General features: G+C 61.7%; 24 protein-coding genes and 1 pseudogene. 9 read left to right on the forward strand and 16 right to left on the reverse strand.

Going from position 1 to position 25875, the window contains the following annotated elements; translation table 11 throughout:
* Positions 1–6: 6 nt before the first annotated feature.
* The 4 genes from G7016_RS11325 to G7016_RS11340 all read right to left on the reverse strand — a co-directional run bounded on the left by G7016_RS11325 (position 7) and on the right by G7016_RS11340 (position 4039).
* On the reverse strand, positions 7–945 hold the full coding sequence (locus tag G7016_RS11325; protein WP_181114124.1) for an AraC family transcriptional regulator: 939 nt from the start codon (positions 943–945) through the stop codon (positions 7–9).
* Positions 946–969: 24 nt separating this feature from the next.
* Complete coding sequence (locus G7016_RS11330) at positions 970–1800, reverse strand: oxidoreductase (RefSeq protein ID WP_181114126.1); 831 nt, start codon at positions 1798–1800, stop codon at positions 970–972.
* Positions 1801–1921: 121 nt separating this feature from the next.
* Positions 1922–2695 carry an L-iditol 2-dehydrogenase gene (locus G7016_RS11335; RefSeq protein WP_181114128.1) on the reverse strand — a complete coding sequence of 258 codons (774 nt, stop codon included), beginning with the start codon at positions 2693–2695 and terminating at the stop codon, positions 1922–1924.
* 45 nt (positions 2696–2740) lie between these two features.
* On the reverse strand, positions 2741–4039 hold the full coding sequence (locus G7016_RS11340; RefSeq protein WP_375139692.1) for an ABC transporter substrate-binding protein: 1299 nt from the start codon (positions 4037–4039) through the stop codon (positions 2741–2743).
* A 294-nt stretch (positions 4040–4333) separates the two neighbouring features.
* Between G7016_RS11340 and G7016_RS11345 the strand changes: the two genes are divergently transcribed.
* Entirely contained in the window at positions 4334–5254 is a 921-nt protein-coding gene (locus G7016_RS11345; protein WP_181114132.1) for a helix-turn-helix domain-containing protein, read from the forward strand.
* A 12-nt stretch (positions 5255–5266) separates the two neighbouring features.
* Positions 5267–6172 (forward strand): carbohydrate kinase family protein, encoded by a 906-nt coding sequence (locus tag G7016_RS11350; RefSeq protein WP_181114134.1) that lies wholly within the window; start codon positions 5267–5269, stop codon positions 6170–6172.
* Between the two features lie 35 nt (positions 6173–6207).
* Here the strand turns inward: G7016_RS11350 and G7016_RS11355 are convergent.
* The 3 genes and pseudogenes from G7016_RS11355 to G7016_RS11365 all read right to left on the reverse strand — a co-directional run bounded on the left by G7016_RS11355 (position 6208) and on the right by G7016_RS11365 (position 8691).
* A pseudogene (locus G7016_RS11355) lies at positions 6208–7407 on the reverse strand (type II toxin-antitoxin system HipA family toxin).
* A complete protein-coding gene (locus tag G7016_RS11360) occupies positions 7407–7658 on the reverse strand; it encodes a helix-turn-helix transcriptional regulator (protein WP_181114136.1) in 252 nt (83 codons plus the stop codon). Before G7016_RS11360 ends, G7016_RS11355 begins: the two are co-directional and overlap by 1 nt.
* 139 nt (positions 7659–7797) lie before the next feature.
* Positions 7798–8691, reverse strand: a complete 894-nt coding sequence (locus tag G7016_RS11365) for a LysR family transcriptional regulator (RefSeq protein WP_181114138.1) — start codon at positions 8689–8691, stop codon at positions 7798–7800.
* A gap of 207 nt (positions 8692–8898) precedes the next feature.
* Here G7016_RS11365 and G7016_RS11370 point away from each other — a divergent pair, with 207 nt between their 5' ends.
* Together G7016_RS11370 and dctA are read left to right on the forward strand one after the other, a co-directional pair.
* Positions 8899–10068 carry a mandelate racemase/muconate lactonizing enzyme family protein gene (locus G7016_RS11370; protein WP_181114140.1) on the forward strand — a complete coding sequence of 390 codons (1170 nt, stop codon included), beginning with the start codon at positions 8899–8901 and terminating at the stop codon, positions 10066–10068.
* Between the two features lie 74 nt (positions 10069–10142).
* Positions 10143–11459, forward strand: a complete 1317-nt coding sequence (gene dctA, locus G7016_RS11375; protein WP_181114142.1) for a C4-dicarboxylate transporter DctA — start codon at positions 10143–10145, stop codon at positions 11457–11459.
* A 127-nt stretch (positions 11460–11586) separates the two neighbouring features.
* Here the strand turns inward: dctA and G7016_RS11380 are convergent, their stop codons facing one another.
* Complete coding sequence (locus G7016_RS11380; RefSeq protein WP_181114144.1) at positions 11587–12120, reverse strand: GNAT family N-acetyltransferase; 534 nt, start codon at positions 12118–12120, stop codon at positions 11587–11589.
* A gap of 164 nt (positions 12121–12284) precedes the next feature.
* Here G7016_RS11380 and G7016_RS11385 point away from each other — a divergent pair, with 164 nt between their 5' ends.
* The 3 genes from G7016_RS11385 to G7016_RS11395 all read left to right on the forward strand — a co-directional run bounded on the left by G7016_RS11385 (position 12285) and on the right by G7016_RS11395 (position 13581).
* Positions 12285–12566, forward strand: a complete 282-nt coding sequence (locus tag G7016_RS11385) for a DUF4258 domain-containing protein (RefSeq protein ID WP_258195147.1) — start codon at positions 12285–12287, stop codon at positions 12564–12566.
* Positions 12563–13000 carry a helix-turn-helix domain-containing protein gene (locus tag G7016_RS11390; RefSeq protein WP_181114146.1) on the forward strand — a complete coding sequence of 146 codons (438 nt, stop codon included), beginning with the start codon at positions 12563–12565 and terminating at the stop codon, positions 12998–13000. Before G7016_RS11385 ends, G7016_RS11390 begins: the two co-directional genes overlap by 4 nt.
* Positions 13001–13065: 65 nt before the next feature.
* Positions 13066–13581, forward strand: coding sequence for a hypothetical protein (locus G7016_RS11395; protein ID WP_181114149.1), 516 nt, complete (start codon positions 13066–13068; stop codon positions 13579–13581).
* Here G7016_RS11395 and G7016_RS11400 read toward each other — a convergent pair.
* The 4 genes from G7016_RS11400 to G7016_RS11415 form a co-directional block, all read right to left on the reverse strand.
* The gene (locus G7016_RS11400) at positions 13578–15197 is read right to left on the reverse strand and encodes a methyl-accepting chemotaxis protein (RefSeq protein ID WP_181114152.1); all 1620 of its coding nucleotides are present in this window, start codon (positions 15195–15197) and stop codon (positions 13578–13580) included. The genes G7016_RS11395 and G7016_RS11400 overlap by 4 nt on opposite strands.
* Before the next feature lie 149 nt (positions 15198–15346).
* Positions 15347–15529 (reverse strand): hypothetical protein, encoded by a 183-nt coding sequence (locus G7016_RS11405; protein WP_181114155.1) that lies wholly within the window; start codon positions 15527–15529, stop codon positions 15347–15349.
* A 103-nt stretch (positions 15530–15632) separates the two neighbouring features.
* On the reverse strand, positions 15633–18056 hold the full coding sequence (locus G7016_RS11410; protein ID WP_181114157.1) for a glucose/quinate/shikimate family membrane-bound PQQ-dependent dehydrogenase: 2424 nt from the start codon (positions 18054–18056) through the stop codon (positions 15633–15635).
* Positions 18057–18149: 93 nt separating this feature from the next.
* Positions 18150–19325: a carbohydrate porin gene (locus G7016_RS11415; RefSeq protein WP_258195148.1), complete on the reverse strand. Its 1176-nt coding sequence runs from the start codon at positions 19323–19325 to the stop codon at positions 18150–18152.
* A 557-nt stretch (positions 19326–19882) separates the two neighbouring features.
* Between G7016_RS11415 and G7016_RS11420 the strand changes: the two genes are divergently transcribed.
* Both G7016_RS11420 and G7016_RS11425 read left to right on the forward strand, forming a co-directional pair.
* On the forward strand, positions 19883–20857 hold the full coding sequence (locus G7016_RS11420; protein WP_181114163.1) for a threonine/serine dehydratase: 975 nt from the start codon (positions 19883–19885) through the stop codon (positions 20855–20857).
* Positions 20854–21804 (forward strand): ornithine cyclodeaminase family protein, encoded by a 951-nt coding sequence (locus G7016_RS11425; RefSeq protein WP_181114165.1) that lies wholly within the window; start codon positions 20854–20856, stop codon positions 21802–21804. Before G7016_RS11420 ends, G7016_RS11425 begins: the two co-directional genes overlap by 4 nt.
* 11 nt (positions 21805–21815) lie before the next feature.
* Here the strand turns inward: G7016_RS11425 and G7016_RS11430 are convergent, their stop codons facing one another.
* The 4 genes from G7016_RS11430 to G7016_RS11445 all read right to left on the reverse strand — a co-directional run bounded on the left by G7016_RS11430 (position 21816) and on the right by G7016_RS11445 (position 25717).
* Positions 21816–22451: a helix-turn-helix transcriptional regulator gene (locus G7016_RS11430; protein WP_181114168.1), complete on the reverse strand. Its 636-nt coding sequence runs from the start codon at positions 22449–22451 to the stop codon at positions 21816–21818.
* 66 nt (positions 22452–22517) lie between these two features.
* Positions 22518–23249: a transporter substrate-binding domain-containing protein gene (locus G7016_RS11435; RefSeq protein ID WP_181114171.1), complete on the reverse strand. Its 732-nt coding sequence runs from the start codon at positions 23247–23249 to the stop codon at positions 22518–22520.
* 32 nt (positions 23250–23281) lie between these two features.
* Positions 23282–24607, reverse strand: coding sequence for an MFS transporter (locus G7016_RS11440; RefSeq protein ID WP_181114173.1), 1326 nt, complete (start codon positions 24605–24607; stop codon positions 23282–23284).
* A gap of 57 nt (positions 24608–24664) precedes the next feature.
* A complete protein-coding gene (locus tag G7016_RS11445; protein WP_181114571.1) occupies positions 24665–25717 on the reverse strand; it encodes a lactonase family protein in 1053 nt (350 codons plus the stop codon).
* Between the last annotated feature and the right edge of the window lie 158 nt (positions 25718–25875).

The raw sequence follows: 25875 nt of genomic DNA on the forward strand, positions 1-25875 counted from the left end.
CGGCCATCAATGGGACGACACAAACACCGACGGGCTGGCGGGCGCGGGCAAGGCATAGGTGGCCTTCATCCACTGCACCTCGGCTACCGGCGTGCGGCCGAAGAACCGCTTGAACTCCCGGCTGAACTGCGACGGGCTTTCGTAGCCCACCGCGAAGGCCGCCGCAGCGGCGGACATGTCGCTGCGCAACATCAACAGCCTGGCCTGATGCAACCGTGTGGATTTCAGGTATTGCATGGGCGTGGAATCGGTCACCCGGCGAAAATGAAGGTGGAAGCTGGGCACGCTCATGGTCGCTTCCCGCGCCAGCGCTTCCACGCTCAAACCCTCCTGGTAATGGCTATGGATCTTACGGATGGCACGGGTGACCCTGGCGAAGTGGCCCTGTTGATTGAGCGCCGCCCGCAACGACCCCCCCTGCTCTCCGGTGAGGATCCGGTAGTAGAGCTCCCTTACCAGCGCCGGGCCAAGGATCACCGCGTCATCCGGATGGTTCATGGCTTCGAGAAACCGTAACGTAGAGTCTGCCAGGCGGTCGTCCATCGGCGATGAGTACATCCCCTTGGGGGGCGATCTGGTGGGCCCGATTGCGCTATCGACCTCCATCAGCAGCTCGTTGGCCAGCCGAAAGTCCAGCCGCATGTACACCGCCAGCATGGGCTCGCCTGGGCTGGCGTCGGTTTCCATGGTAAAGGGCACAGGCACGGACACCACGAGATAATGCTGGGCGTCGTAGACATACACGTCCTCGCCCAGGTACCCCCGCTTGCGGCCCTGACAGAGGATCACAATGCCGGGATCGTACAACACCGGCGTACGCCGCAGCGGTTGGTTGGAGCGCAAAAAGCGCACGTCGCTCAGAGCGCTGAGGTTGTAACCCTCTACCGGGGCGAGTACCTCCATCAACTGCACCATGCGCGCGGTGCGTGCCGAGCGATGTTCCATCGGAGTAGCCCTTTCCTGGCAGTTTCAGCCGTCGGTCGAACGCGTGAGCGTTGCCCATTGCTCGATCTCTTGCAACCTGTCGGCATGGTGATCGCGCACCAGCGCCAAAGCATCGCTGCCCAGCAAGAGGTGCGCCGGCGGCCGTGGGTTGTCGATAACCTGCAGAATAGCCCGCGCGGCCTTGAGCGGGTCGCCCAGCTGCTTGCCGCTTTTCTCATGGCGCGCCTGTCGCACCGGGTCGAAGCTGGCGTCGTAATCGGCGATACGCCTGGGCGTTCGCTGCATGGACCTGCCCGCCCAGTCGGTACGAAAAGAGCCCGGCGCTACCGCCGTCACGTGCACATTGAAGGGCGCCAGCTCCTTGCCTAGCGCATCGGAGATACCCTCCAGCGCAAACTTGCTGCCGCAATACCAGGCGATGCCAGGCATGGTAATGCTGCCGCCCATGGAGGTGATGTTGATGATGTGCCCACAGCGCCGCCCACGCATGGTTGGCACGAACGCCTTGGTGACCGCCACCGCGCCGAACACGTTCACATCGAATTGCTGACGCAATTCCTCCAGCGAAGACTCTTCGAACAAACCTTCATGCCCGTAACCTGCATTGTTGACCAGCACATCGACCGCACCAAAGCGCTGCTGGGCGTCAGCCACCACAGCGGCCACCAGTTCGAAGTTTGTAACGTCCAGGAGCACCGCGTGGGCGTTCGGCCCATTGGCTTCGAAAGCTTCGAGCGCGGCCTGGTTGCGCACCGTACCAATCACTCGATGGCCGGCCGCGAGGGCTTCGTTGGCCAGCGCCTGGCCGAAGCCGCTGCTGATACCGGTGATGAAAAAGGTTTTTGAAGTCGCCATGGCCGTGTCTCAGTAAAGGGACCGTTAGCGTAACCAGCCCCAACCGAAGCGCCATTGCCCACGCTTACACAGGTATTGCCTATTCCTATGGACCACACGAGGGGCGACCGCGAAGCAGCCCTCAGCTCATCCAGTTCCCGCCGTCCACGTTATAGGTTTGCGCCACCACGTAATCGCTCTCGGCCGAGGCGAGAAACACGGCCATGCCTACAAGGTCCTCGGCGGTGGCCATTCGGCCGAAGGGTACCTCCTGGCCTACCAGGCGTTTTTTCTCGCCAAGGGGGCGGTTCTCGTACCTGGCGAATAACGCGTCCACGCCGTCCCAGTGCTCGCCGTCCACCACCCCGGGTGCGATGGCGTTCACGTTGATGCCCTGCTTGATCAGGTTCAGCCCTGCCGATTGCGTGAGGCTGATCACCGCGGCCTTGGTGGCGCAATAGACCGCTACCAGTGGCTCCCCTCGCCGCCCGGCCTGGCTGGCCATGTTGATGATTTTCCCGCCGTGGCCCTGGGCGATCATCTGCCGGGCGGCCGCTTGAAGGGTGAACAAGGTGCCCGCCACATTGATCGAAAACAGCCGGTCATAACTCTCGCGGCTGATCTCCACGATGGGCGCCAGATCAAACAGCGCCGCGTTGTTTACCAGAATATCCAGCTTGCCAGCCCTGGCCGCCACCGCCGCGATTGCGGCGTCTATGGAGCCCTGGTCAGTCACGTCCATGCGCACGGCGTAGGCGCCCGGGCCGAGCTCACGGGCCGTGGCTTCCGCCCGTTCAAGGTTGATGTCGGCAATGGCCACCGTTGCGCCTTCTCTTATATAAGCCTGTGCGAAGGTGCGGCCGATACCCCGCGCCGAGCCCGTGATCAATGCACTTTTACCGTCCAGTCGTTTCATACCTGCGTTCCTGCGAAGAGTTAAGTTGCCAGCGAGCAGACGTGGTTATTTGGGATAACCCGCGCGCTTCATTTCCCGTTCCGTGCTGGCCTGCGCTGCAGCCAGGGCCTGGTCCACGCTTGTCTGCCCGGTCAACGCCGCGGAAAACAACTTGCCAACCGATGTGCCGATGGATTGAAACTCCGGGATCACCACGTACTGGATGCCCTGGTACGGCACTGGCTGGGCCGAGGGATGGGAGGGGTCGGCATGCTGCATCATCGCCAGGGTCACCTTGGCGAACGGTGCGGCGTTCAGGTAAGCGTCGTTGTAGGTAGACTGGCGGGTGCCCGGCGGCACGTTGGCGATGCCGTCCTTGTCGGCGACAAGCTTTACGTACTCCTTCGAGGTGGCCCAGGTGATGAAGGCCTTCGCCGCGTCCTTGTGTTTGGAGCTTGCAGGAATGGCGAGCGACCAGGCGTACAGCCAGGACGAGCCCTTGTCCGTCACTTCCACGGGCGCGGCGACGAACCCTACCTGATCGGCCACCTTGCTCTGGGTTTTGTCGGTGGTGAAGGAGCCCGCTACGCTGGCGTCCACCCACAAAGCGCATTTGCCACTGTTGAACAGGGCCAGGGTTTCGTTGAAGCCGTTGCTGGACACGCCGGGTGGGCCGTACTTTTTCAAGGTATCGACATAGAAGTTGGCTGCGGCGGTCCATTCGGGGCTGGTGAGTTGCGGCTTCCACTGCTCATCGAACCAGCGCGCGCCAAAGGCGTTGGCCATGGTGCTCAGCAGGGCCATGTTCTCGCCCCACCCAGCCTTGCCGCGCAGGCACATGCCGTACTGGCCCTTGGCAGGGTCATGCAACTTGCTGGCAAATTCCCCCAACTGGGTCCAGGTGGGGTGTTCCGGCATGGTGAGGCCGGCTTGCTTGAACAGGTCTGTGCGGTAATAGGTGAGCGTGCTTTCGCCGTAGAACGGAAGCGCGTACATCACGTCATTGACTGACAGCCCCTGACGCACGGCGGGGAAAATGTCCTCGACGTCATAGCTGGCAGGCAGGTCCTGCAACGGTTCGAGCCACTTCTTTGCGCCCCACAAGGGCGTTTCATAAGTGCCAATGGTGAGCACGTCGAACTGCCCGCCTTGGGTGGCAATGTCGGTGGTGAGCCGCTGGCGCAGCACGTTCTCTTCAAGCACCACCCAATTGAGCGTGATGTCAGGGTGCTGTTCTTCAAACACTTTGCTCAACCGCTGCATACGGATCATGTCGCTGTTGTTCACCGTGGCAATGGTGACGGTATCCGCCGCATGGCTGATGAGCGTGACCGACAGCCCGGCACACAGTGCAAGTGCTTGCATGGGTTTGATGGCGTTCATGGCGTTCTCCCACTCTATGCCTGGCCGGCACGAGCGTTGTTGTTTTTGTATCCGCCACAGCGAGGGCACATCCGATGGCGGGCGCGGCTCGATTACAACACCCCCTCCAGCCGCCCACAAACGATCCACGAACGCTGCACTGATACTTTTTTTGCCCACCAGGGCCTGGGCTGAAAAAGGCAAGAAAGTATCAATCGCGCGTAGCTGGCGTGCTGGCCAGTGAAGGTAGCCATGGTATGCTCGAGCCACATTGACAATAAAACACAGGTACCCGGTATGCGGGCCACTCACGCCAACCTGCTGGATCATCCGCCCGCCGAACTGGAAGTGATCCTCCCGGAGCCCGGGAACGGCTTTCGCTGGTTCGAGCATGACTACCCTTACCCCCTCGCCCGCTGGCACCACCACCCTGAGTTCGAGCTGCACCTGATACGCCACGGTCACGGCAAGCTGCTGGCGGGCGACTATATTGGCCCCTTCAGCCCAGGCCATGTAGCGCTGATCGGCCCCCACCTGCCCCACGACTGGATCGGCGATCTCACACCGGGCGAGCACCTTCCAGGCCGTGACGTAGTGCTCCAGTTTGACGGCGAGGCCTTGCTGGGGCTGGCCAGCGCCTTACCGGAACTGGCCGAGCTGAAGGGCCTGTTCAGCAGTGCGCGCCGGGGCCTGGAATTTACCGGGCAAACCGCCAGGCGCGCTGCGGTGATGATCGAGGCGGTAGGCCTGGCCCGAGGGCTGGAGCGCCTGACCCGCTTTCTCCAGCTGTGCGACACATTGGCCAAGGCACCCCTGACGGACCGTCGCCCGCTGGCAAGCCCCTGCTACTCGCCCGTGCTGGATGATCGCAGCGCCGAACGGATTACCCAGGCGTTCGAGTACCTGCTGGCCGAGTTGACCGGGGACATCCGCTTGAGTGTGGCGGCCGAGCGCGTCGGCATGAGCGAAGCGGGCTTCTCGCGGTTTTTCAAGCGGGTGACCGGCCACGGTTTCGTGGACCTGATGCGCAAGCTGCGCGTGCAGCGGGCGTGCAGGTTGTTGATGCAAACCGACCGTTCGGTGGCCGATATCTGTTTCGACGTGGGCTACGCCAACCTGTCCAACTTCAATCGCCACTTCCGCCATGAAATGGCGCAAACCCCCAGCGAATACCGGCGCCAGGCCAACGCCGGTTCGCCACTGCATCCCCTACAATAAGGAACCCCTCGCATGTCCCTCCCCCGTGTCGTGGTATTCGGCGAAGCGCTTACCGACATCGTGCAAACCACCCCTGGCCACTGGCGCGGCTACCCGGGCGGCGCGCCCTGGAACGTAGCCCGTACCCTCAGCAAGCTAGGCATCGCTACCGGGTTCGGCGGGGCCATCAGTGAGGATTCATTGGGCGAAGATATCGCCGAGCAGTCGGTAGCCGCGGGGCTGGACATGCGCTTCATCCAGCGGGTAAAGGCAGACCCACTGGTTGCCGTCGTGCCTTCCAGCGCCCCACCCACGTACTTCTTCGCCGGTGAAGCCGACTTGCGCTTCAGCCTCGATGCGCTGCCTGAGGGTTGGTTGGATGAAGTGGAAATCTGCCATTTCAGCTGTATCAGCCTGGCGCGCGAGCCCCTCGCCAGCTTGCTGATACGCACCGCCGAGCAGGCGAAAGCCGCAGGCAAAGTCATCAGCTACGACCCGAACTGGCGCAACCTGATGACGGCGCGGTACCGAGAAGAGACCTTCCCTACCCTGGCGAGGCTGGCGAGCACCATCAAACTGTCGGATGAAGACCTGAAAAACCTGTACCCCGACTACGAAGAAGTGCAGGCGCTGCAGGCCCTGCGCGAACTCAACCCCAAGGCGCAGGTACTGTTTACCCGGGGCGAACGCGGGCTGACGCTCTACACCGCCGAGGGCACCTACGAGCAACCCGCGCTCAAGGTAACCGTCGCCGATACCGTGGGCGCGGGCGATGCCAGCATGGCCGGCTGGCTGGGCTCGGGGCTGCTGGGCATCACCGACCTGCAGCAACGGCTGGTATTTGCCGCCGCCTGTGCGTCGGTGTCCTGCAGCCACGCTGGCGCCTATTCACCAACGGTTGCCGAGGTAGAGGCGTTGATTGCCGAGCGCAGCCGATAAGGCAATAGCCTAGGCAGCGTAGCGCGCAGCGCTGCCTACTGATCGAACGTTCTAGCAAAGGGCTCTGCGGCTTGACGAATGGCAGCGGCCACCCGTGGTGCTTGCTCACAGAGCTCCGCTGAGCCGGCAAGTACGCGCTCCAGCGCCTGCAATTGTTGGCGGATCACTTCTTTCGGGTTCGCGACGTCGCATAACGCCGCGAATTCAAGCAGCCCTTGGCGGGAGGCGAATAGAGACTTATTGCCAGCGAGATCCAACGCAAGTACGTCGTCAGGTATGTAAGCGGTTGTGTTGACAATATCGTAAGCCGGTGCAAGCCGGGCATCGCGCTGGCGAGGGTCTGAATAAAGCAGCCCAAAGTTCTTCAGGTGGGCGTCGCCATTGCCTACGATGCAGCTCAAACTGACGGTCGCGAATAACTGGGCGAGCGAACCCGAAACCCGTTCGGGTGGACAAAACAGTCGAATTGCCTTGGCAATGGCCGAGTAGCTCTTGCTGTATTTTTGTTCTGCCCCAAGCCCCATGAGCGCGGCCATATCCTCGAAACCCAGCGGATTCAAGGCCTCGTCTCGGTCAAAACGGCGCATGATGAATAGCTGGGTATTGTCAGACAAGTAGAACTCCGGCACGGTAATACCGGCTTCCCTGGCAACCGACATTCATATGAACTCATTGATCGCCAATCCCGGGAACTCATCTCTTCCGCTTTTGATGATCAAGTCTGAAGTCTTGGAAGTGAAACGCTGCGCGTCCCCGTCCGGCCGCTCCGGTACCAGCACCTTAGGCTGAACCCCCGAAATTCCCGCACGCAGGATATAGCGATCTACCAGACCGGCAAAAATGTCTTCTGCCCCGTCCCATGCCAGAATCTCAGACAGTTTTTCTCCCTGAAACTGCTGCCGGCCCAGTAAGGCATCCACTTCAGCCGAGCTTACCGCCACTCGCCCGATCGGCGAGCTACTACCTGACAAGCCAAGTAACAGCATCGGGTCAACGTTAGCAATTTTGGCAAGCCGGTTTCTTAGCTGCTCAAGCACATACCCTTCCGGCAAATTCATTTGAAAGATCGGATGCAATTCCCGGTGGCGGTAATCTTCAAAGCGCGCAGGCATAAGCAAGCTGATAGCAGCCTGAGGGTGACACTTTTCGTGATACCTGAAGAGATAATCGCCACTTGCGGTGAGAATTTTTCCGCTCTCACCTTGTGGGGTGGCGACTTGTAATGAAGCGGGCATCAGTCAAACATCCCATGGATTTCATCCAACGTAGGCATCGCTGCGGGTACCACGCTCAATTCACAGTCAAGCGCACCCAGGACGCGCGCGTAGGCAGACATACCGACGGAAAGATCGCCGCGTTCGACAGCGATGATTTTTTGCCGGGTAAGGCAAGCAAGCCCAGCAAGTTCGGCTTGAGTGAGCCCACGGTTGAGGCGACGCTGCCGAAGCTGCGCTCCTAATCGAACGGTGATAAGCACATGGTCCATGTTATGTATACGAGACATAATAGTTGAAATGTACCGTATACAGAACATCCCAAGACTGCAACGCTTAATTCAGGATAGTTCTCTGTCCTAGAGCAGGTGCAACGTGCCCATGTATTGCCGATGAGGAGCGGCGCTGCAGTCAAAAGCCGCTTTCGCCAGCCTCGCTTACCTCCCGCCAGAACGCTTCGGCGAAGGGAGGCAACGGCGCCACCGGCCGTGCCAGATGAATCTCCAGGGGTATGTCCCAGCTTTCGTCCAGCGCCCGAACCAGCCGGCCATCCGCCCGTTCCTGCTCTGTGAGGCTGGCGGGCAACCAGGCCACCCCCTTATTCTCCAGCGCCACCGAGGTGAGCACCGCCGCCAGGTGGCTACTGAAGCTCGGCTGCAGGTGGAGGTATTCCGCCCTGTGCTTGAGGTGGTGCTCCACAATGCGCCCAAGCCCCGATTCCCGGGTGTACGCCAGGTAGGGCAACGCTTCGATATCGCCGGTAAACTCGGCATCGCTCCCCATCAGCGGGACGAGCGTATCGGTGCCCACGGGCTCGCTGATAAATTGCCCGATTGGCAGTAGAGGCGGCACTTGCGGATGGCGGTGGCTCAACAGAAATTGCGCCTGGCCGTGCACGAGCATCCGCTCGCATTCAGCCATGCTGTCTGACAACAGCCTTACTGCCTGGATAGGCGCGCCGCCCCCCACTTGGCGAATCCAGCGCGGGAAAAAGGTAAACGACAGGGAGTGGGTGGCGGCGAAATGCAAACTTTTGGCCGCAGTACCGGCAAACTCCCGCGCGTCGTCGCGGATCCGGTAAAGCCGCACCGCGGCGTCCTGGATACTACTGAGCACGTGTTCACCAGCGGGAGTCAACGTCGCCCCTTGGGAAGAACGCTCGAACAGAGGCACACCCACCCATTGCTCCATCGCCTTGATCCGGCGACTGAAGGCCGGCTGGGTGACATGCCGCGCCTGGGCGGCGCGAATGAAGCCACCCTGCTCGGCGAGGGCGATAAAGTCTTCTAGCCATGCGAGTTCCACGGCCATGCCTCCTGTGCATCATCACAAATGCCCTGCAGCAACCGCGCTCGATCCGGGAGGGATCTTAGGCAGGGCCATTGCTTACACGCACGCTGCAAGGAAGGATTCCCGGCAATGCCGTTTCGGCATTGCCTGCGCCGATAAGAGCATTATGCGGGCGCCCTTCGCAAGCATAAGTTGAAGTCCTCACAACAAGAGGACAGCGCCATGCGCATCGTTGAAATTCGCGAGAAGACCGTCTCTATCGCCTCCCCTATCGCCAATGCCTACATCGACTTTTCCAAGATGACCTGCTCGGTGGTGGCGGTGATCACTGATGTCGTTCGAGACGGCAAACCCGTGGTGGGCTATGGCTTCAACTCCAATGGGCGTTATGGCCAGGGCGCGCTGATGCGTGACCGTTTTCTCGCGAGGATCAGCGAGGCCGATCCGGCCACATTGGTTGACGAGGTCAACGATAACCTCGACCCCTTCGCCATCTGGAAAACCCTGATGAGCAATGAGAAGCCTGGTGGCCACGGCGAGCGCTCCGTGGCAGTGGGCACCATCGACATGGCAGTGTGGGATGCCGTGGCCAAGATCGAGGGTAAACCCCTGTACCGCCTGCTGGCCGACCGTTATCGCGGTGGCGTCGCTGATGACAAGGTATGGGTATATGCCGCAGGCGGCTACTACTACCCCGGCAAGGACCAAACCAAGCTCAAGGCAGAAATGCAGAGCTACCTGGACCGCGGTTACGACGTAGTGAAGATGAAGATCGGCGCAGTTCCGCTAGATGAAGACATTCGCCGCATCGAAGCCGTGCTCGAAGTGGTGGGTGACGGGCGCCGCCTGGCCGTCGATGCCAACGGCCGATTCGACTTGAAGACTGCGATTGCCTACGCCGAAGCCATCAAGCAGTACAACCTGTTCTGGTACGAAGAAATCGGCGACCCGCTCGATTATGCCCTGCAGGCTGAGATGGCCAATCACTATGAACTGCCCATGGCCACGGGCGAAAACCTGTTCTCCCATCAGGACGCACGTAACTTGCTGCGCCATGGTGGCATGCACCCGGACCGGGATTTCCTTCAATTCGACTGCGCCCTTTCCTACGGCCTGGTGGAGTACATGCGCACCCTGGACGTCATGAAGGAGCTGGGCTGGTCTTCCCGCCGCGTGGTACCCCATGGCGGGCACCAAATGTCCCTGAACATCGCCGCCGGGCTGCACCTGGGCGGCAATGAATCGTACCCCGACGTGTTCCAGCCCTTCGGCGGGTTCGCCGACGGCATTCGGGTGGAGAACGGCTATGTGGGGTTGCCGGACATTCCGGGTGTGGGCTTCGAAGCAAAGGCCGAGCTGTACAAGGTGATGCGCGAATTGGGCGAAAGCTGATCCACAGTGCACAACAGCGGCCCCCTGTCGGGCCGCTTTTTGTCCTCATACAAGAACAACACCGAGGTACAAACATGAACACGGCTAAGCGCTGGTACAAGCTGCTGTACGTCCAGGTATTGATCGGCATCGTCGTCGGCGGCGCGATCGGATACTTCATCCCTGACTTCGGCGCCAAACTTCAACCGCTCGCCGATGGGTTCATCAAGCTCATCAAAATGCTGCTTGCGCCCATTATCTTCGGCACCGTCGTGGTTGGCATTGCCAAGATGGGCAGTATCAAGGAGGTCGGCCGCATCGGTGGCAAAGCCCTTATCTATTTCGAAGTCGTTTCGAGCCTGGCGCTGATCATCGGCCTGGTGGTGGTCAATATCATGAAGCCTGGCGAGGGCATGAACATCGATGTGAGTTCGCTCAACGCCGACGCCATCAAGGGCTACACCCAGGCCGCCGAAGCCCAGGGCGGCGCCATCAGCTTTTTCATGAACATTATCCCTACCACCCTTGTGGACGCTTTTGCCAAGGGCGCGATGCTTCAGGTGATATTCGTCTCAGTGTTCATGGGGGTTGCGCTCGTGCAACTGGGCGAGGTGGCCAAGCCGCTGGTCAATGTCATTGATGTGCTACTGCAGAGCCTGTTCCGGATCGTCGCCATGGTCATGCGGCTTGCCCCCATCGGGGCGGGCGCCGGGATGGCCTTCACCATCGGCAAATACGGGATCGGAACCCTGGTATCGCTTGGGCACCTGATGCTGGCGCTCTACGTCACCACGCTATTTTTTATCATCGTGGTACTAGGCTCCGTCGCGCGCTGGGCCGGCATTCCGCTGTTCACCTTCGTGCGTTATTTCAAGGATGAGATCCTGGTGACGCTCGGCACCTGCTCCACCGAAGCCGTGCTGCCGCGCATGATGGTCAAGCTGGAGAAGCTGGGGTGTCAGCGCTCGGTGGTCGGCATGGTGCTGCCGACGGGCTACACGTTCAATTCCGACGGTACTTGCATCTACCTCACAATGGCGGCGATCTTCGTGGCGCAAGCAACCAATACGCCGCTCACCCTTACCGACCAATTGGTAGTGCTCGGGGTTCTGCTGCTGACCTCGAAAGGTTCGGCCGGCGTGGCGGGTGCCGGCTTCGTCACCCTCGCGGCAACCCTCTCGGTGATACCGGAAATACCGCTGGTAGGCCTGGTGCTACTGCTTGGGGTTGATCGTTTCCTCAACGAAGCGCGTGCGGTCACCAACCTCATCGGTAACGGAATCGGCACCCTGGCCATTGCCAAGTGGGACGGGGCGTTCGACCAGGCGGTTGCCGACAAGGAAATCGCCGCCATGAGAAACCCCGAAGCAGCCGCCGCGGGGCCGGCTGGCAAGGCCAACACATTGTCATGATCACCTCGGCTCGAGCGGCGCTGCCGAACCGACACAAGGAGGGTGCGCACTGGGTGGAATACTTCAAAGCCATGGCCCTGTACCGGACCTCTCAGGCCTTGCGAGGCAGTAACTGACAGGCGAAGCCTCACGGCCTCCCTGACTCATCCCGGGCAGTGGCGCGGAACAGCCGGCTCGGTGGCTGCCCTGGCACGTCGTCCAGAACGCCACAGGGTTGCATGCCGATCTTCTCGAGCACCTTGATCGAGGCCGCGTTATCCGGCCGCACAAACGCCCATACTTGCGGGAAGCCCAAAGGGCCGAGAGCATGGCGCAGCGCTGCTAGCGCAAGCTCTGTGGCATAACCCTGGCCCCAGGCTTCCACGGCAAAGCGGTAACCCAGGTTCAGCCGTTGCTCGCCCAGGTAGCTGTGCCAGGCCACGCCACCAAAGCCGATGATGTGCTCCGGGGCGCCCTGCTCCGCCACCGCCCACCAGCCAAAGCCATTGGCGGCCCAATGCCCCAGCCAGGTACTTAGCAGCTGCTCGGCCTGGCCGGGATCAGTGAACGCGCCCGCAGGGTTGAAGACCTGGGTACGCGGGTCGCTGTAGATCGCAAACAGACGTGGCAGGTCAGCGGTGATTGGCTGGCGGTAGGTCAGGCGGGTATGGGGTTGGGTCATGGTGCTGGGCCTGGCTGTACACTGGAAGTAGATATAGGACGAAACGTCTTCAGCCCGTCGGCCTGGTGATTGATTGACTTCACGGCTAAGCGGCTTACCACTGCTGAACCTATAAAAATCATAGGCAGTCGATATTGAAAACGTCGCTATGGACGAGACAGCAATTGGAGGACATCGTGCACGTTCTGGCGATGGACTCCTGGCGGGTAATTATCACCGACCATTGTCAGCTGCGCATGGAGCAGCGCGGAGTCACTTACATCGAGGTGCTGAGGTGCCTACAGCGAGGGTTGATTCTTGATGAACCGTCCTTTGATAATGAACACAATATGTTTAAATTTCGTATGAGCGAGCCGCAACCAAGGGATATCGCCTGCGTTGTGGTCGCCGTAAAACCGAGCCCAGAGCCAGGCGAGCTCTTTGCCGTTACGGTATGGGAGGTATGAAAATGTACGAATACAAAGGTAGCGGCCTCGAAGGGATCTACCTGAAGAATGGCTATGAAATTCTCCAGACGCCTTATGGCCAAGGCGTTCGGATCGAGAATGTCCAAGGCTTGCACCGCGCCATTGCCGCAGAAATTGTCACGCAAGGGTCCCCAATGACTGGGCATCAGTTCCGGTTTTTGCGCAAGGAGCAGGACCTGGTACAGGCAGAACTCGCAGCAATCCTGCGCGTGGACGTCCAAACCGTAGCCAATTGGGAAAAACGAGGGCCTCAAGAGGTCCCCGGGCCGGCGGACATTGCGATGCGGGGCCTCTATTCGGCGTACTGTCATATTCAATACGGGCCGTATCAGGCCCCCAAAACGACGATCCCCCGCGAAACGGCAACCTTTACCCTGCAGGGTGAAGAATGGATCGAGGCACTCGCCGCCTGATAAAGCTCCAGCCAAGGCTACAGGAACCCGCTTCGGCGGGTTTTCTTATCTTAAGGAATTACCGAATGCTCTCCCGCCTGCTACTGCCCTGTCTCGTTTCGTTAGCCGTGCTTTCTACCCAAGCAGCCACCAAAGCCCCGGCGAAAACCGCGCCCGGGGAGGGCCTGGAGCTCACGGCCCCGGCACTCCTGGCCGGGATCAAGCAGCACCTGCCCGAGGAGCAGGACTGCCGAACCGTCACCTTCCAGAAGCCGCGAACGTTCAAGAACGGTGCGGTGATCAAGCAGAAACTGGAGCGCGACGGCGCCGAAATCGACATGACGTTCGATATCGCCAAATCGGGAAAGCTGGCCAATGCCCGGTTCGCGGCGGACACCAAAGACCCTGCACACCTTACCGTGATGCTTTGCGCCACCTATGCCGCCATGCGCACCTTGCAGCCGACCATGGAGCGCTCGGAGCTGGCACGGCAGGCGGCGCTTGAGCTATGGCAACAAGCGCAGCAACAAACCATCACCAAAACCTTCGCCGGCGAGCGCTTCCGGGCACAGATGGCGCCCTTTGAAGTGAACGTGTTTTAAACCTTGAACCGCTGCGCCAGCCCACTGAGGTCGGAGGCCAGCCGGGACAGCTCCTGGCTGGCCGCATGGGTTTGCTCGGCGCCCGCCGAGGTTCTGATCGACAGGTCACGGATACGCACGAGGTTACGGTCAACCTCTCTGGCCACTTGAGCCTGTTCCTCGGCGGCACTGGCGATCACCACGTTGCGTTCGTCGATCGCCGACACGGCAACAGAAATACTGCTCAAGGCATCCTTGGCAGCATGGGCCTGCTCCTGGGTAACCCGGGCCTGGTCGGCGCTGGTCAACAAGGCATCTACCGTCTGGGTGGTGCCGGCACGGATGCTGGAGATCATCGACTCGATTTCCCGGGTGGACTCACCCGTACGGCTAGCCAACGAGCGCACCTCATCGGCAACCACCGCGAACCCACGCCCCGCTTCGCCCGCGCGGGCAGCCTCGATAGCAGCGTTCAGCGCCAGCAGGTTGGTTTGCTCGGCCACGGCGCGGATCACGTCCAGCACCTTGGTGATGCCGTGGGCTTGCTCGGCCAGGTTACGGGCGTGTTCGGACGCGCCCAATACGTTGTCGGTCAGCGAACCAATGGCCGAGAGGGTATCGCCTAACTGGCCCTGGCCGCGGAGCGCCGTTTCGCTCGCCGTTCGGGTTTGCGAAGAGGCCGAGGTGGCGTTGGAGGCGACTTCGTCCACCGCCTGGCTCATCTCGGTCACGGCTGTGGCGGCCATCTCGATCTCGTCGTTCTGCTGGGCCAACCCGGTCGCGCTTTCGCTCATCACCGCGCTCATTTCCTCGGTGGACGAGGCCAGCTGCTGGGCCGACAGCATGATCTGCTCCAACGTATCCCTCAGCGTGCCTTGCATCGATGCCATGGCCTGCAGCAGCAACGCCGCTTCGTCGGTACCGCGGGTGTCGAGCCGCGCGGTGAGATCGCCCGCGGCGATATTCTGGGCCGCAGCGACGGCGCTTTCGATCGGCCGGATCAGGCTACGGGTGAGGCGCCACGACAGCAGAACAGTCAATGCCAGCGCCAGTACGATGGCCGCCAGGGTCACCGAGCGGGACTCGCCGTACAGGGTATCGCCTTTGTGGTTGTGCTCGCGGGACTCGTCAATGTTTTCCTGCTGAAGCGCCGCGGACAGGTCGTTCATCCGGGTGCCGGCGTCGGTCATGGTGTGGGTGAAATAGTCGCGTGCAGCATCCACATCACCGGCGCTCACCAAGGCAGCTACATGGTCAGCCTGTTGCATGTAGGCGGTGTATAGCGTGACCAGCTGATCGTAGCTGGACTGCTCGATCTGGCTTCCGATCATTAGCCGGTAGGCCTTGAACAGCTCATCGAGCGTGCTGCCGATCTTGTGCAGCCCTTGCAGGGTTTCGCCCGCCGTGGCAGGAACGGCAACCATGCGCAATACCTGAATACGTACCCGCGCCAGTTGCAGCGCGATGGCGTCGCTGGTGATGATGCCAGGAACGTTCTCCTCCGAAACCAGTTTGGCTTGCGCGCGAAGACCCGCCATCTGATACAGGCCGAACAGGCCGAGGGCGGCCAATACGAAGGCAATGAGGCCAAAGCAGACAACGCTGCGCTTGGCAATTTTGAGGGATCGCAGGTTCATGGGAGGTTCCGTGGCTCAAGCGGCGAAGCACGCCGGGTATGCACGGTTAGCGGCAAAGGCAGGGGAAAGTTGAGACAGTGATGGCGCGGACGGATGGAAGGTAAGCGGCTCGGCCCCGCAACAAGCGAGGCCGAGGCTATCAAGCGTACTCAGACGGCATTGCCCGGCGATGGCTCTTCATCATCGTCCACCGGTGGGGTCACCGGCGCTTCGTTGCCATCGCCCTGCTCGACATCCGACGAACCGCCTTCTTCATCGAGCAGCTCCTCGTCGCTGTCCGCACCAGCTGGGCCTGGGTACGGGCTTGCTGTGCCATTGTCGTCATTAACCATGATCACTCTCCTGTGCACAGCGCAGAAGATCCGCGCTCAAGGTTGTGAGCGCAGCGGGAGGCCACTAGTGCCTCCCGCTGGACCAGCGGCACATCCTTTGTTGTCAGTTCTTCTCCGGCAATGCGTAGGCAATCACATAATCGCCACGATCAGGCGACTGCCGCGCCCCACCGGCGGTGATCACCACGTACTGCTTGCCGGTCTTTGGCGACACGAAGGTCATCGGGCCGCCCTGGCTGCCCACCGGCAGGCGGGCTTTCCAGGCTTCTTCCCCGGTGGCCGAGTTGAACGCACGCAGGTAGTAATCCTGGGTACCGGCGATAAACACCAGGCCACCCTGGGTAGACAAGGTACCGCCCAAAGTTGGCATGCCGATGGGCAACGGCAGCCCCATCCTGATGCCCAGCGGGCCGGTGTCGTGAACAGTACCCACCGGCACCTGCCAGGCGATTTTGCGGGTTTTCAGGTCTACCGCGCTGAGGGTGCCGAAGGGCGGCGCCTGGCAAGGAATGCCGGCCAGGGACAGGAAGCGGTTCTTGTTCACAGCGTAAGGCGTGCCTTTGAGCGGCACCGCACCCATGCCAGTGTTGATCGCTTCGCCACCGGACGAGGCCCGGGCCTCACGCTCGGCGGGCACCATCTGAATCCACAGACCCAGGCGCATGTCGTTGACGAAGATGAAGCCGTGCACCGGGTCGGTGGAAACGCCGCCCCAGTTCATGCCGCCCAGCGAACCCGGGAAGCTCAGGGACACGTCAGTGCCCGGCGCGGTGTACAGGCCGTCATAACGCATTTTCTTGAACGAGATACGGCACAGCATCTGGTCGAACGGGGTGGCGCCCCACATGTCCGACTCGGTCAAGTGCTGCGCACCGATCTGCGGCATGCCAACCGAACGCGGCTGGGTGGGTGAGTATGGTTCGTTCGGAATATCCGCAGCCTTCACCGGCACTTCCTGCACGTCAGTCAGCGGCTTGCCGGTGGCACGGTCCAGCACATAGATCTGCCCTGCCTTGGTACCAATCACCACGGCCGGCACTTTGCTGCCGTCGGCCTGAGGGAAGTCGATCAAGGTCGGCTGCATTGGCAGGTCGAAGTCCCAGAGGTCGTTATGGACGGTCTGGAACACCCACTTTTCGTCGCCGGTCGTTGCGTTCAGCGCCAGCACCGAAGCGCCGTACTTGTGGTTGAGCTCGGTACGTTTCACACCATAAATGTCGGTGGACGGGCTGCCCATCGGCAGGAACACGGTGTTGGTGGCCGGGTCGTACGACATCGGTGCCCAGCTGTTGGGCGTACTGCGCACGTAGGTGCTGTCGTTGGCCGGGGCTTGCTTGTCCTGCGGGTTGCCCGGGTCGAAGGCCCAGCGCATGGCGCCGGTGACCACATCGAAACCACGGATCACACCGCCAGGCATGTCGGCCTGCACGTTGTCAGCCACGCGGCCACCCACTACTACGGTGGTGCCGGCCATCAGCGGCGGCGAAGACAGTTGGTAGTAGGAGTCCGGCACGCTACCCAAGCCGGCCTTGAGGTCTACCTGGCCGTTGTCACCAAAGCCCTGACAGAACTCACCGGTGTCGGCATCCACAGCGATCAGCCGCGCGTCGATGGTGTTGGTGAGCAGGCGACGCTGGCAGTTGGCCCCAGCCGGGATCGAGACCGGGGTGGCTGGCGTGCTGGAGTCAGCAGGCTGCGCCACGGCGGCGGTGGCATCGAAATAGGCCAGCCCGCGGCAACGCTGCCACACGGCGGACTTGGCATTGATCTCCCGCTTCCACAGCTCTTTGCCGGTGTCGGCGTCGAGCGCGATCACGTTGTTGTGCGGGGTGCAGATAAACACCTTGTCGCCCACCTGCAGAGGGGTGAGCTGATCTTCCGCGCCATTGCCATCGCTGATGGCCACGTCACCGGTGTGGTAGGTCCAGGCCGGGGCCAGCTTGGACACGTTGTCCCGGTTGATCTGGTCCAACGCGGCGAACCGGCTGCCGCCTGCATCGTTACCGTAGTTGTCCCAGTTTTTCTGAGCCTTGGCCGGGTCAACCTTGGTCAGCCCCGGGCCGTCACCGCTGGGCGATACCGGGCTGTGCGGCAGGAACATGCCCCAGAAGCCCGCCGCCAGTGCGATGGCCAGCACGGCGCTGAGGCCATAGCCCAGGCGCCCGCCAACCAGCCCATTGGATTTGCGCAGCGAAGGGTAAACCAGCGCTACCACCAGGCTGAGCACGCCCAGCGCGAACAGCCGCGAAACCAGGGGCCAGAAGTTCAGCCCCGCATCCACAACTGCCCACACGATGGACAGCACCATGACGACCGCGAACAGCCAGGCACCCCACAGGCGGCGTTTGAACAACAGAATGGCGGACACGATCATGCCGATGCCCGCGAGCAGGAAGTACCAGCTGCCGCCCAGCGAGGCGAGGTAACCGCCCCCCGCCGTAAACAACAGGCCGAACACGAGTGTGCCGAGGGCGGCTATCCAGACAAGCCAGCGGCCGCCGGCCGCCGTGGGGTGGGGGTTAGACATTGTGTGCTCCTTCTAACGCTTGAGCCTGTGGAGGCAAATACCAATGAAGGTAGGTAGATTGTGGACATACGCAGTGTTCACTGCGTTCAGAACTCATAAAGCTGCTTTTACCTGTACGCCAAACACCAGCGCATTCGCCGTTTCGGTGCCATAGAAGGCCCCCGGCTCGATGATGTATTGAAGCGAAGGGCGCACCAGCAGCCAGGGCGAGAGCTGAGCGCCATAGGTCATCTCGACCAGCCCTTCGCCACTGCTCAGGTCGGGAAAATCCTGGCCATTGGCAACTGCAGCCTGCTCTTGCACGTCGCGGCTGCGGGAATTGAACACGGCACGGCCATAGCCCACGGCGACGGTATCGTTCGGGCGGCTGTCAAACGGCTTCTTCAGCGCCAGGCCAGCGGAATACCATCGCTTGAACGGCGATGCGGCGGCGCTGGCATCGGCGATCTGGCCAAAGACATGGAGGTTGCGGGCGGGGTCGGCCGCCGAAGCCCACACGGCCTGGTCCATGAGGAAGTAGGCGCCATCGCGGCCGGCCACGGTGTTGTCGCTGCCGATGCGAGGGGCATCGGAAGTGTCGTAGTAGTAACCCAGCCGGTACTCGCCCGGCAGCGCACCGTGCGGCGTATAGATCAACTCCACGGGCAACACATTGCCGGTGCTGTCCTTGGGGCTCACATGCCAGGCACGGCTCGAATCGCCATTGCTTGCGGCATCAACCTTGAACGCCGCGACCTGGAGCGCGAATTCGGGGTTGAAGCGGTAGCGGGCGATGGCGCCGAGGTGGCCGTTGGGGTAGTTGCTCCAGCCACTGCCACCTGACATGGACAACGGATGGCCGCAGAAGCCGGCGTTCATGAAGTTGCAGAGAACGCCGGTGCTCAGCCCGCCGATATCGTTGCCCATGGCCATGAAGCCGAGCTTCACGTCCAGGTCCGGCGTGAACAACGTGTTCTCGTAGCTCAATTCCGTGAGGCGGGTGTACAAGCCACCGTAGTTCTCCTGCACAGGCAGCCGGTTGCCGATCAGGTCATCAGAGCCGCTGTTGCCGCGCCGGTCGTTGATAGTCACCTGGACCTTCCCGCCGTGCTCCAGGCCCAGCAGCTTGTCCAGTTCAAAGCGTACGCCGAGCTTTACGTTCTGCGAATACCGCGTGCCGCGCTGCTTGCCACCGTGGGCGTTGTAGACGGTTTCTCCACTGTAGTCCCCGGTAAACCGGATACCTTCATCCACCAGCCTGGAACGTTCACCACCCCAGTCGCCGGTCATCGTGGCCCGGCTTTGCCAGCCCTCGGCGTGGGGGGCAGCCCAAGGCGCTATCGCCCCCGCGCAGCCAAGCGCAATACAGGCGAGGCGGCGCAAGGGCCGTCTGAAAGCAATAATCGAGGTAAGCAAAACGAGGATTCCATCAACTGCGACGGCATCCGACATTCCATCGGACGGTCAAGACAGGTTATTCAGTGCAGGCGGCAGCGGGCCATCGCTGCTTATAGAAGGCCCGTCGCAGAGCGGAGTCACGCCCTGTTACGAAGCGGGCGCACGGTATCACAGCAAAGGCCGATGAACGGTATTGATTGTGTGGATTGGCTGAATCATGGAATTGGATAGCGATATGCATTTATGGACTGAACATCTCTAATGGATTTATATTCTATAAAGCGACAAGCCACGCTTATCCGGTTAAAGGTCATTTCCCCGTAGGAAGCGGGCGTCAGCTCGCGAATTGTCTTTGTCGCGAGCTGACGCCGGATGGCCGGCCCCGCCGCTCCCTACGGGGGGTTCGCGCCCGAACAACCTTTGTTACATGCAATGAACCAGGACCCCCAATGCCCGACAATCACCCCCTACCTGCCCTTTTCGATGCTATCCAACAAGCGCACCAAGCCCTTCGCCCTACAGTGCTTGAAACACCCCTCACCTACAGCTCACCGCTGTCAGCGCTCACGGGCTGCCATGTGCACCTCAAGTGTGAGCATCTGCAGCGCACGGGCTCGTTCAAGTTTCGCGGCGCGAGCAACAAGGTCCGCTTGCTCACTGAGGCCCAGCGTCGCGGCGGCGTGATCACGGCTTCTTCGGGCAATCACGGGCTTGGCGTTGCACTGGCCGGCCATGAGGCGGGCGTTCCGGTCACGGTGTACGCCACCACCACGGCCTCGGCGCTGAAGCTCGATGCCATCCGCGCCCTGGGTGCCGAGGTTATTACCCTCGACACCGATCCGCTGGCCGTGGAGCTGGAGGCTGCCGCCGAGGCACACCGGCAGGGCAAACTGTTCGTTTCGCCGTACAACGATGCGCAGGTTATCGCTGGCCAAGGCACCATCGGCGTGGAAATTGCAGAGCAGTTGCCGCAGGTGGATGCTGTGTTCGTCGCGGTAGGTGGCGGTGGAATGGTCTCCGGGATTGGTACGGCCATCAGGCAGCTCAAGCCAAACGCGCAGATCATCGGCTGCTGGCCGGCCAATGCGCCGACGCTGGAACGCTCGCTGGCGGCGGGGCACATTATAGAAATGGAAGAAGCGGACACCCTCTCCGATGGCACGGCCGGGGGCATAGAGCCGGGCAGCATCACCTTTCCCCTGTGTCAGCGCGTGATCGACCGCACGGTACTGGTGAGCGAAGACGAAATCCGCGCAGCGATGAAAGCCGTTGCGCGGTTCGAGCGCTGGATGATCGAAGGCGCGGCCGGCGTGGCGCTGGCGGGCGCCCTGAAGCTGGCAGCCGACTATCAGGGCAAGCACGTAGCGGTAGTGATTTGCGGCCGCAACATACTGCTGGAGAAGTTCTTGGGGGCCATCCAATGAAGGTGTTTACCCAGCAGCAAATTGCCGCTTCGATCAATGTCGAGCTCGCTGCGCAGGCCTTGCGTGAAGGGTTTATCGCGTACTCCCAAGGCAACGTGAAAGTGCCCCCGGTCCAGCATTTCGTGTTTGCACAGGCCAATGGCGATTGCTGTGTGAAGTCCGCCTGGGTCGAAGGCTCCGATTCCTTCACGGTGAAAGTCTCTACCGGTTTCTATTCCAACCCGGCCAAGGGCTTGCCTAGCAACAGCGGGCTGATGATGGTGTTGTGCGCCAACACCGGCCAACCGTTGGCGCTGCTGCAGGATGAAGGCTGGCTCACTTCGTTGCGTACCGCCCTTGCCGGCCAGCTCGCCGCCCGCGCTTTGGCGCCGTCATCGGTGCAAGGGATCGGCATCCTCGGCAACGGTAGCCAGGCCCGCCTGCAATTGGAGCACCTGATGCCTGTCACACCCTGCCGCCAGGTCACGGTATGGGGGCGCACGGCCCAAGCGCTGGCGGACTATAGGCAATTCGCGGAAGGGCTGGGTTTCACCGTTACCACCACGCTGAACGCCGAGCAGGTTGCCCGTGCCGCCAACCTGATCGTGACTACCACGCCTTCACGGGAGGCGTTGCTCAGGCGCGAATGGATACGCCCCGGTACGCACATCACCGCAGTGGGCGCGGATGCCAACGGCAAACAGGAACTGGAACCTGAGCTGGTGGCCGCTGCTGATGTGGTGGTTGCCGATTCGATCGCCCAGTGCAGTGCATTCGGCGAAGTGTCCCATGCAGTCAAGGCTGGGCTACTGCCGGCAGCGCGCCTCGTGGAGCTGGGCCAGCTGCTGGCTGGCAACGCTGAGGGGCGCCGCGATAATGGGCAGATTACCCTGGCGGACTTGACGGGCGTGGCGGTTCAGGACGCAGTAATAGCACGCTGCGCGTTCCGGGCCTGCGCTGACCTGTAAACCGCGTGCGCTCAAACGGCCCGGCACGCCTTGACGTATTTATAAACGGTCGCCCGCCCCATGTTCAGCACGCTGGCCACGTAATCATGGGCGCTGCGGCCGTCGAACGCGCCTTCCCGATACAACGCTTCAACCAGCTCGCGCTTCTGATCGCGGCTCAAGCCACTGATCGCCAGGTGCCGTTCCTGCAGCCAGCCGTGCAGGAAGGTATTGATGCGCTCTTGCCAGTCATCGCGGAACAAGGCCTGGGGTTGCGCGACCATCCGGCTGGCCTGGAAGAACAGGTTCAAGGCGTCGCGCGCCTGTTCGAGCACGGAATAGTCCAGGTTGATACACAGCGCGAACTCCGGCCTTCCCTCCTCGTTATGCATCACGCTGGTGATCGAACGGATACGCCGCCCATCCCAGTTGAGTTTTTCGTAGGGGCCGAAGCTGCGCTGGGTGTTCACATCCCCTGATAGCTCTTCAAGCGCCGAATCGTCCCCCAGCTTGCGCCGGGACAGGTTGTTGGCGATGTGCACCACCGTTTGCGTGGCCAGGTCATGCAGCACCACTTCGGCGTGGGGAAACAACAACTGGGCCATGCTGTCGGCCAGGGTTTTGTAGTTGGTAAGGCGGCGGGTGGAGGTGCCGGGCGCGGAGCTCATGTGGGGGTCCAAGGCATAAAAGGCGCGGTGATGATAAACGAATCAGCCGCAACCTTTCCCATAGGCTCACGCACAAGGCGCGACCGTCACTTCAGCCTGGCCAGACTCCGCCAATGCCTGGGCCACGGCGCCCTCCGCCTTCTGTCGCTCCACGAACGTGCGCACGTAAGCGGCAGCGGCTTCGCGCCCCCGTGGCACCGCGATCGCCTGGCGGATGCGGGTGAAGCTGTCGGCCAGCACCCGATAGCCCGCGTTGGCGCGGGCTACAGCTTCGAGGGGCTGGCGAACCCCGGCGGCGGCATCCAGGCCGTGTTCGACGAACAGGTCCACGGCCGCAGCGGAGGTTTGCGCCCGTTCCAGCCGCGCATCAACCAGCGTGCGGCTCAGGTACAGGTCGTACGCGGCCCCCTTCCCTACAGCCAGGCGCAGGCCTTGCTGATCCAGTTCGGCCACTTCGGTATAAGGGGACTCCACCCGAACCAGGTAGGTGCCTTCGATGATCACGTAGGGCTCGCTGAACACTATCTCGGCTTCGCGTACAGGTTCGATGGCCAGGAAGGCTATATCCCAGCGGTTCTCTTGAAGCGCGGCAAATACCTTCCCCGCCGCATTGAAGGTTTCCATGTGCAGAGCCGCGCCCAGCTCCTGGGCAAGGGCCTTGGCCAGTGCCACCGATACCCCCTGGGGCGTACCGTCCGCGGCCCGTTGTGCGAGCACCGGGTTACCGAAATTGATGGCGGCCCTGAGCACACCATTTGGCGCCAATTGCTCTCGTACTGCTGGGTCTATCGCTGTCATGGATGCTCCAGGTTTGAAAAATGCACAGCGGGTCAATGCGCCTGGCCGCCGACCGCCGCTACCTTCGCTTCGGGCTCGCGGTTATGTACCCGCATCAGCGCCGTCATCACAAAGCCCGCGAGCAGCAACGCGCTCAGAAACAGCAAACCATTGGAGGCGCTCTGGCTGTCACCTTTTACCAAGCCAATCAATGATGGGCCGACAAAGCCGCCGAGGTTGCCGATGGAGTTGATCACTGCGATGGAGACGGCGGCGGTGGCCCGATCCAGGAACAGTGTAGGCAGGGCCCAGAACGGCGACTTGAAACTGTAAAGGCCCGACAAGGTAACGCAGATCATCGCCATGGCCACATACGGGTTTTGCAGCATGCCCGCGCCAACCAGCCCCAGTGCGGCCACGAGCAAAGGCACCGCCGAATGAAGCTTGCGCTCGTTGCGCTTGTCCGAGCTGCGTGACCACAGCACCATCGCCACGGTAGCCACGATGTACGGCAGCATTGCGATCAAACCGATCTGCGAATGAGTGAGCGAAGCAGAGAAGCTCTTGATGATCTGCGGCATCCAGTAGCCAACGCCGAGGCTGCCGCACTGGTACACAAAGTAAATGAACGACAGGTACAGCACCTTGGGGTGGGTCATGGTTTTCATCACGCCCAGGCTCTTCACGTTCTTGCGGCTTTTACGGTCACGTTCCAGTTCGGCGATCAGCCAGTCCCGCTCCCGAGGCTCAAGCCACTTGGCCTGCTCGGGTTTGTCGGTCAGCAGGAAGAAACACGCCACGCCCAGTATCACGGCGGGGATGCCTTCCAGAAACAGCATCCAGCGCCAGCCGCTCCAGTTCAGCCAGCCGACGTTGTCCATGATCCATGTACTGAGCGGCGCCCCAATGATGTAGCTCACCGGAATAGCCGCAGTGAACAGCGCGACCGTGGTGGCGAGCTCCCTGGAGCGGAACCAGAACGTGAGGTACACGATGATGCCAGGGAAAAACCCTGCCTCGGCAACGCCGAGGAAAAAGCGCAGCACGTACAGCTGGTTGGCGGTTTGGGCAAAGGCGGTGAGCGCCGCGATCACGCCCCAGGTCACCAGGATGCGGGCGATCCATACCCGGGCGCCAAACTTGTTCAGAAGCACGTTGCTAGGGACTTCGAACAGGAAGTAGCCGATGAAGAAAATGCCGGAAATGAACCCGAAGGCTTCGCTGGACAGCGCCAGCTCCTTGTTCATCTGCAAGGCCGCGTAGCCGATGTTGGCGCGGTCCAGGTAAGACACGATGTAGAGCAGGAACACGAACGGAATGATCCGCCACGTCACCTTGCGTACCACGGCCTGCTCGTCGAGGGTGGATGTAACGCTCATTAAAGCCTCACATGGCCGCGCCGGGCGGCCGCTGTTGTTATTGTGGGGTGACGCCGATCAAACGGAAAAGACCATGCACACCGGGCTGCCGGACTGCACCTGAGCACCCGTGGCTTCCAGTACCCCGCGCTCGCGGTCCACGGCGAAGGTCACGATCGAGTCGCTTTCCTCGTTGAGCGCGAACAGGTAGCGGCCATTGGGGGTGAACGTGAAGAACCGTGGCGTACGACCGCGGGTGGGTGCGGCGGCGATGAAGGTCAGCAGCCCGGAGGCCGGGTCGATGGCAAATACGGCAATGCTGTCCAGGCCACGGTTGGAGGCATAGAGGAACCGCCCTTCACGGTCGACGGCGATCTCCGAGGCACGGCTGTTGCCGGTAAAACTGGCAGGCAGCGTGGGCAAAACCTGTAGCGGCTGCAGCGCGCCGCGGATAGCGTCATAGCGGTAAGCGGCAACGGTCGAATCCAGTTCGTTCACAACATACGCCCAGGCTCCGGTGGGATGGAATGCCACATGGCGCGGGCCGGAGGTTTCCCGGGCGGCGACCGAGGGCGGATCCGCCGGGGCCAGGCGGCCATCCTTGAAGCGGTAGCTCAGTACCTTGTCCAGGCCCTTGTCCGGCACGATGACGAACTCGCCGGACGGGTCGAACGGGTTGAAGTGGGGCTTGGCGTGAGGCTGTTCGGTGCGGTGCGGGCCGGGCTGGCCCTCGACGGTCACCAACTGCGCCACTTCACTCAGGCTACCGTCCCCGTTCACCGGCAATACCGCCAGGCTATGCCCGATGTGGTTGGTCACCACCATGAACCGGCCGGTCGGGTCCAGGGCCAGGTGCACAGGGTTTTTGCCTTGGGTGCTCTGGCGATTGATAAAGGTGAGCTTGCCGCTGGATTTGTCGATGCTGAACGCGCTGATATCGCTCAGGTCACCGTGAACGGTATAGAGATGACGCCCGTCGCGGCTGAGGGTGAGGAATGACGGGTTGACCAGGTCCTTGACCACTTGCACCGGTTCGAGCGTGCCGGCCTCCTGGTCCAGCTTGAACACGCTGATGCCTTCGCCCCGGGCGTTGCGTTCGCGGGTGGTGCGGCTGCCAACGTAAGCGAACATGTAACGCTCTCCTTGAGAGGGGGTGGTGGAAATGGCGGCGCTTGCCGCGTGTGGCAACAGGCTGCCGAGCAAGGTCGCACCCGCCACGGCCCCGGCTTGCTGCAGCAATTGTCGCCGGCGCGGGTTGGCCGGCGCGTTCTCGGAATCACGCATTGTTA

Source organism: Pseudomonas japonica (assembly GCF_013522925.1).
GTDB lineage: Bacteria > Pseudomonadota > Gammaproteobacteria > Pseudomonadales > Pseudomonadaceae > Aquipseudomonas > Aquipseudomonas japonica_A.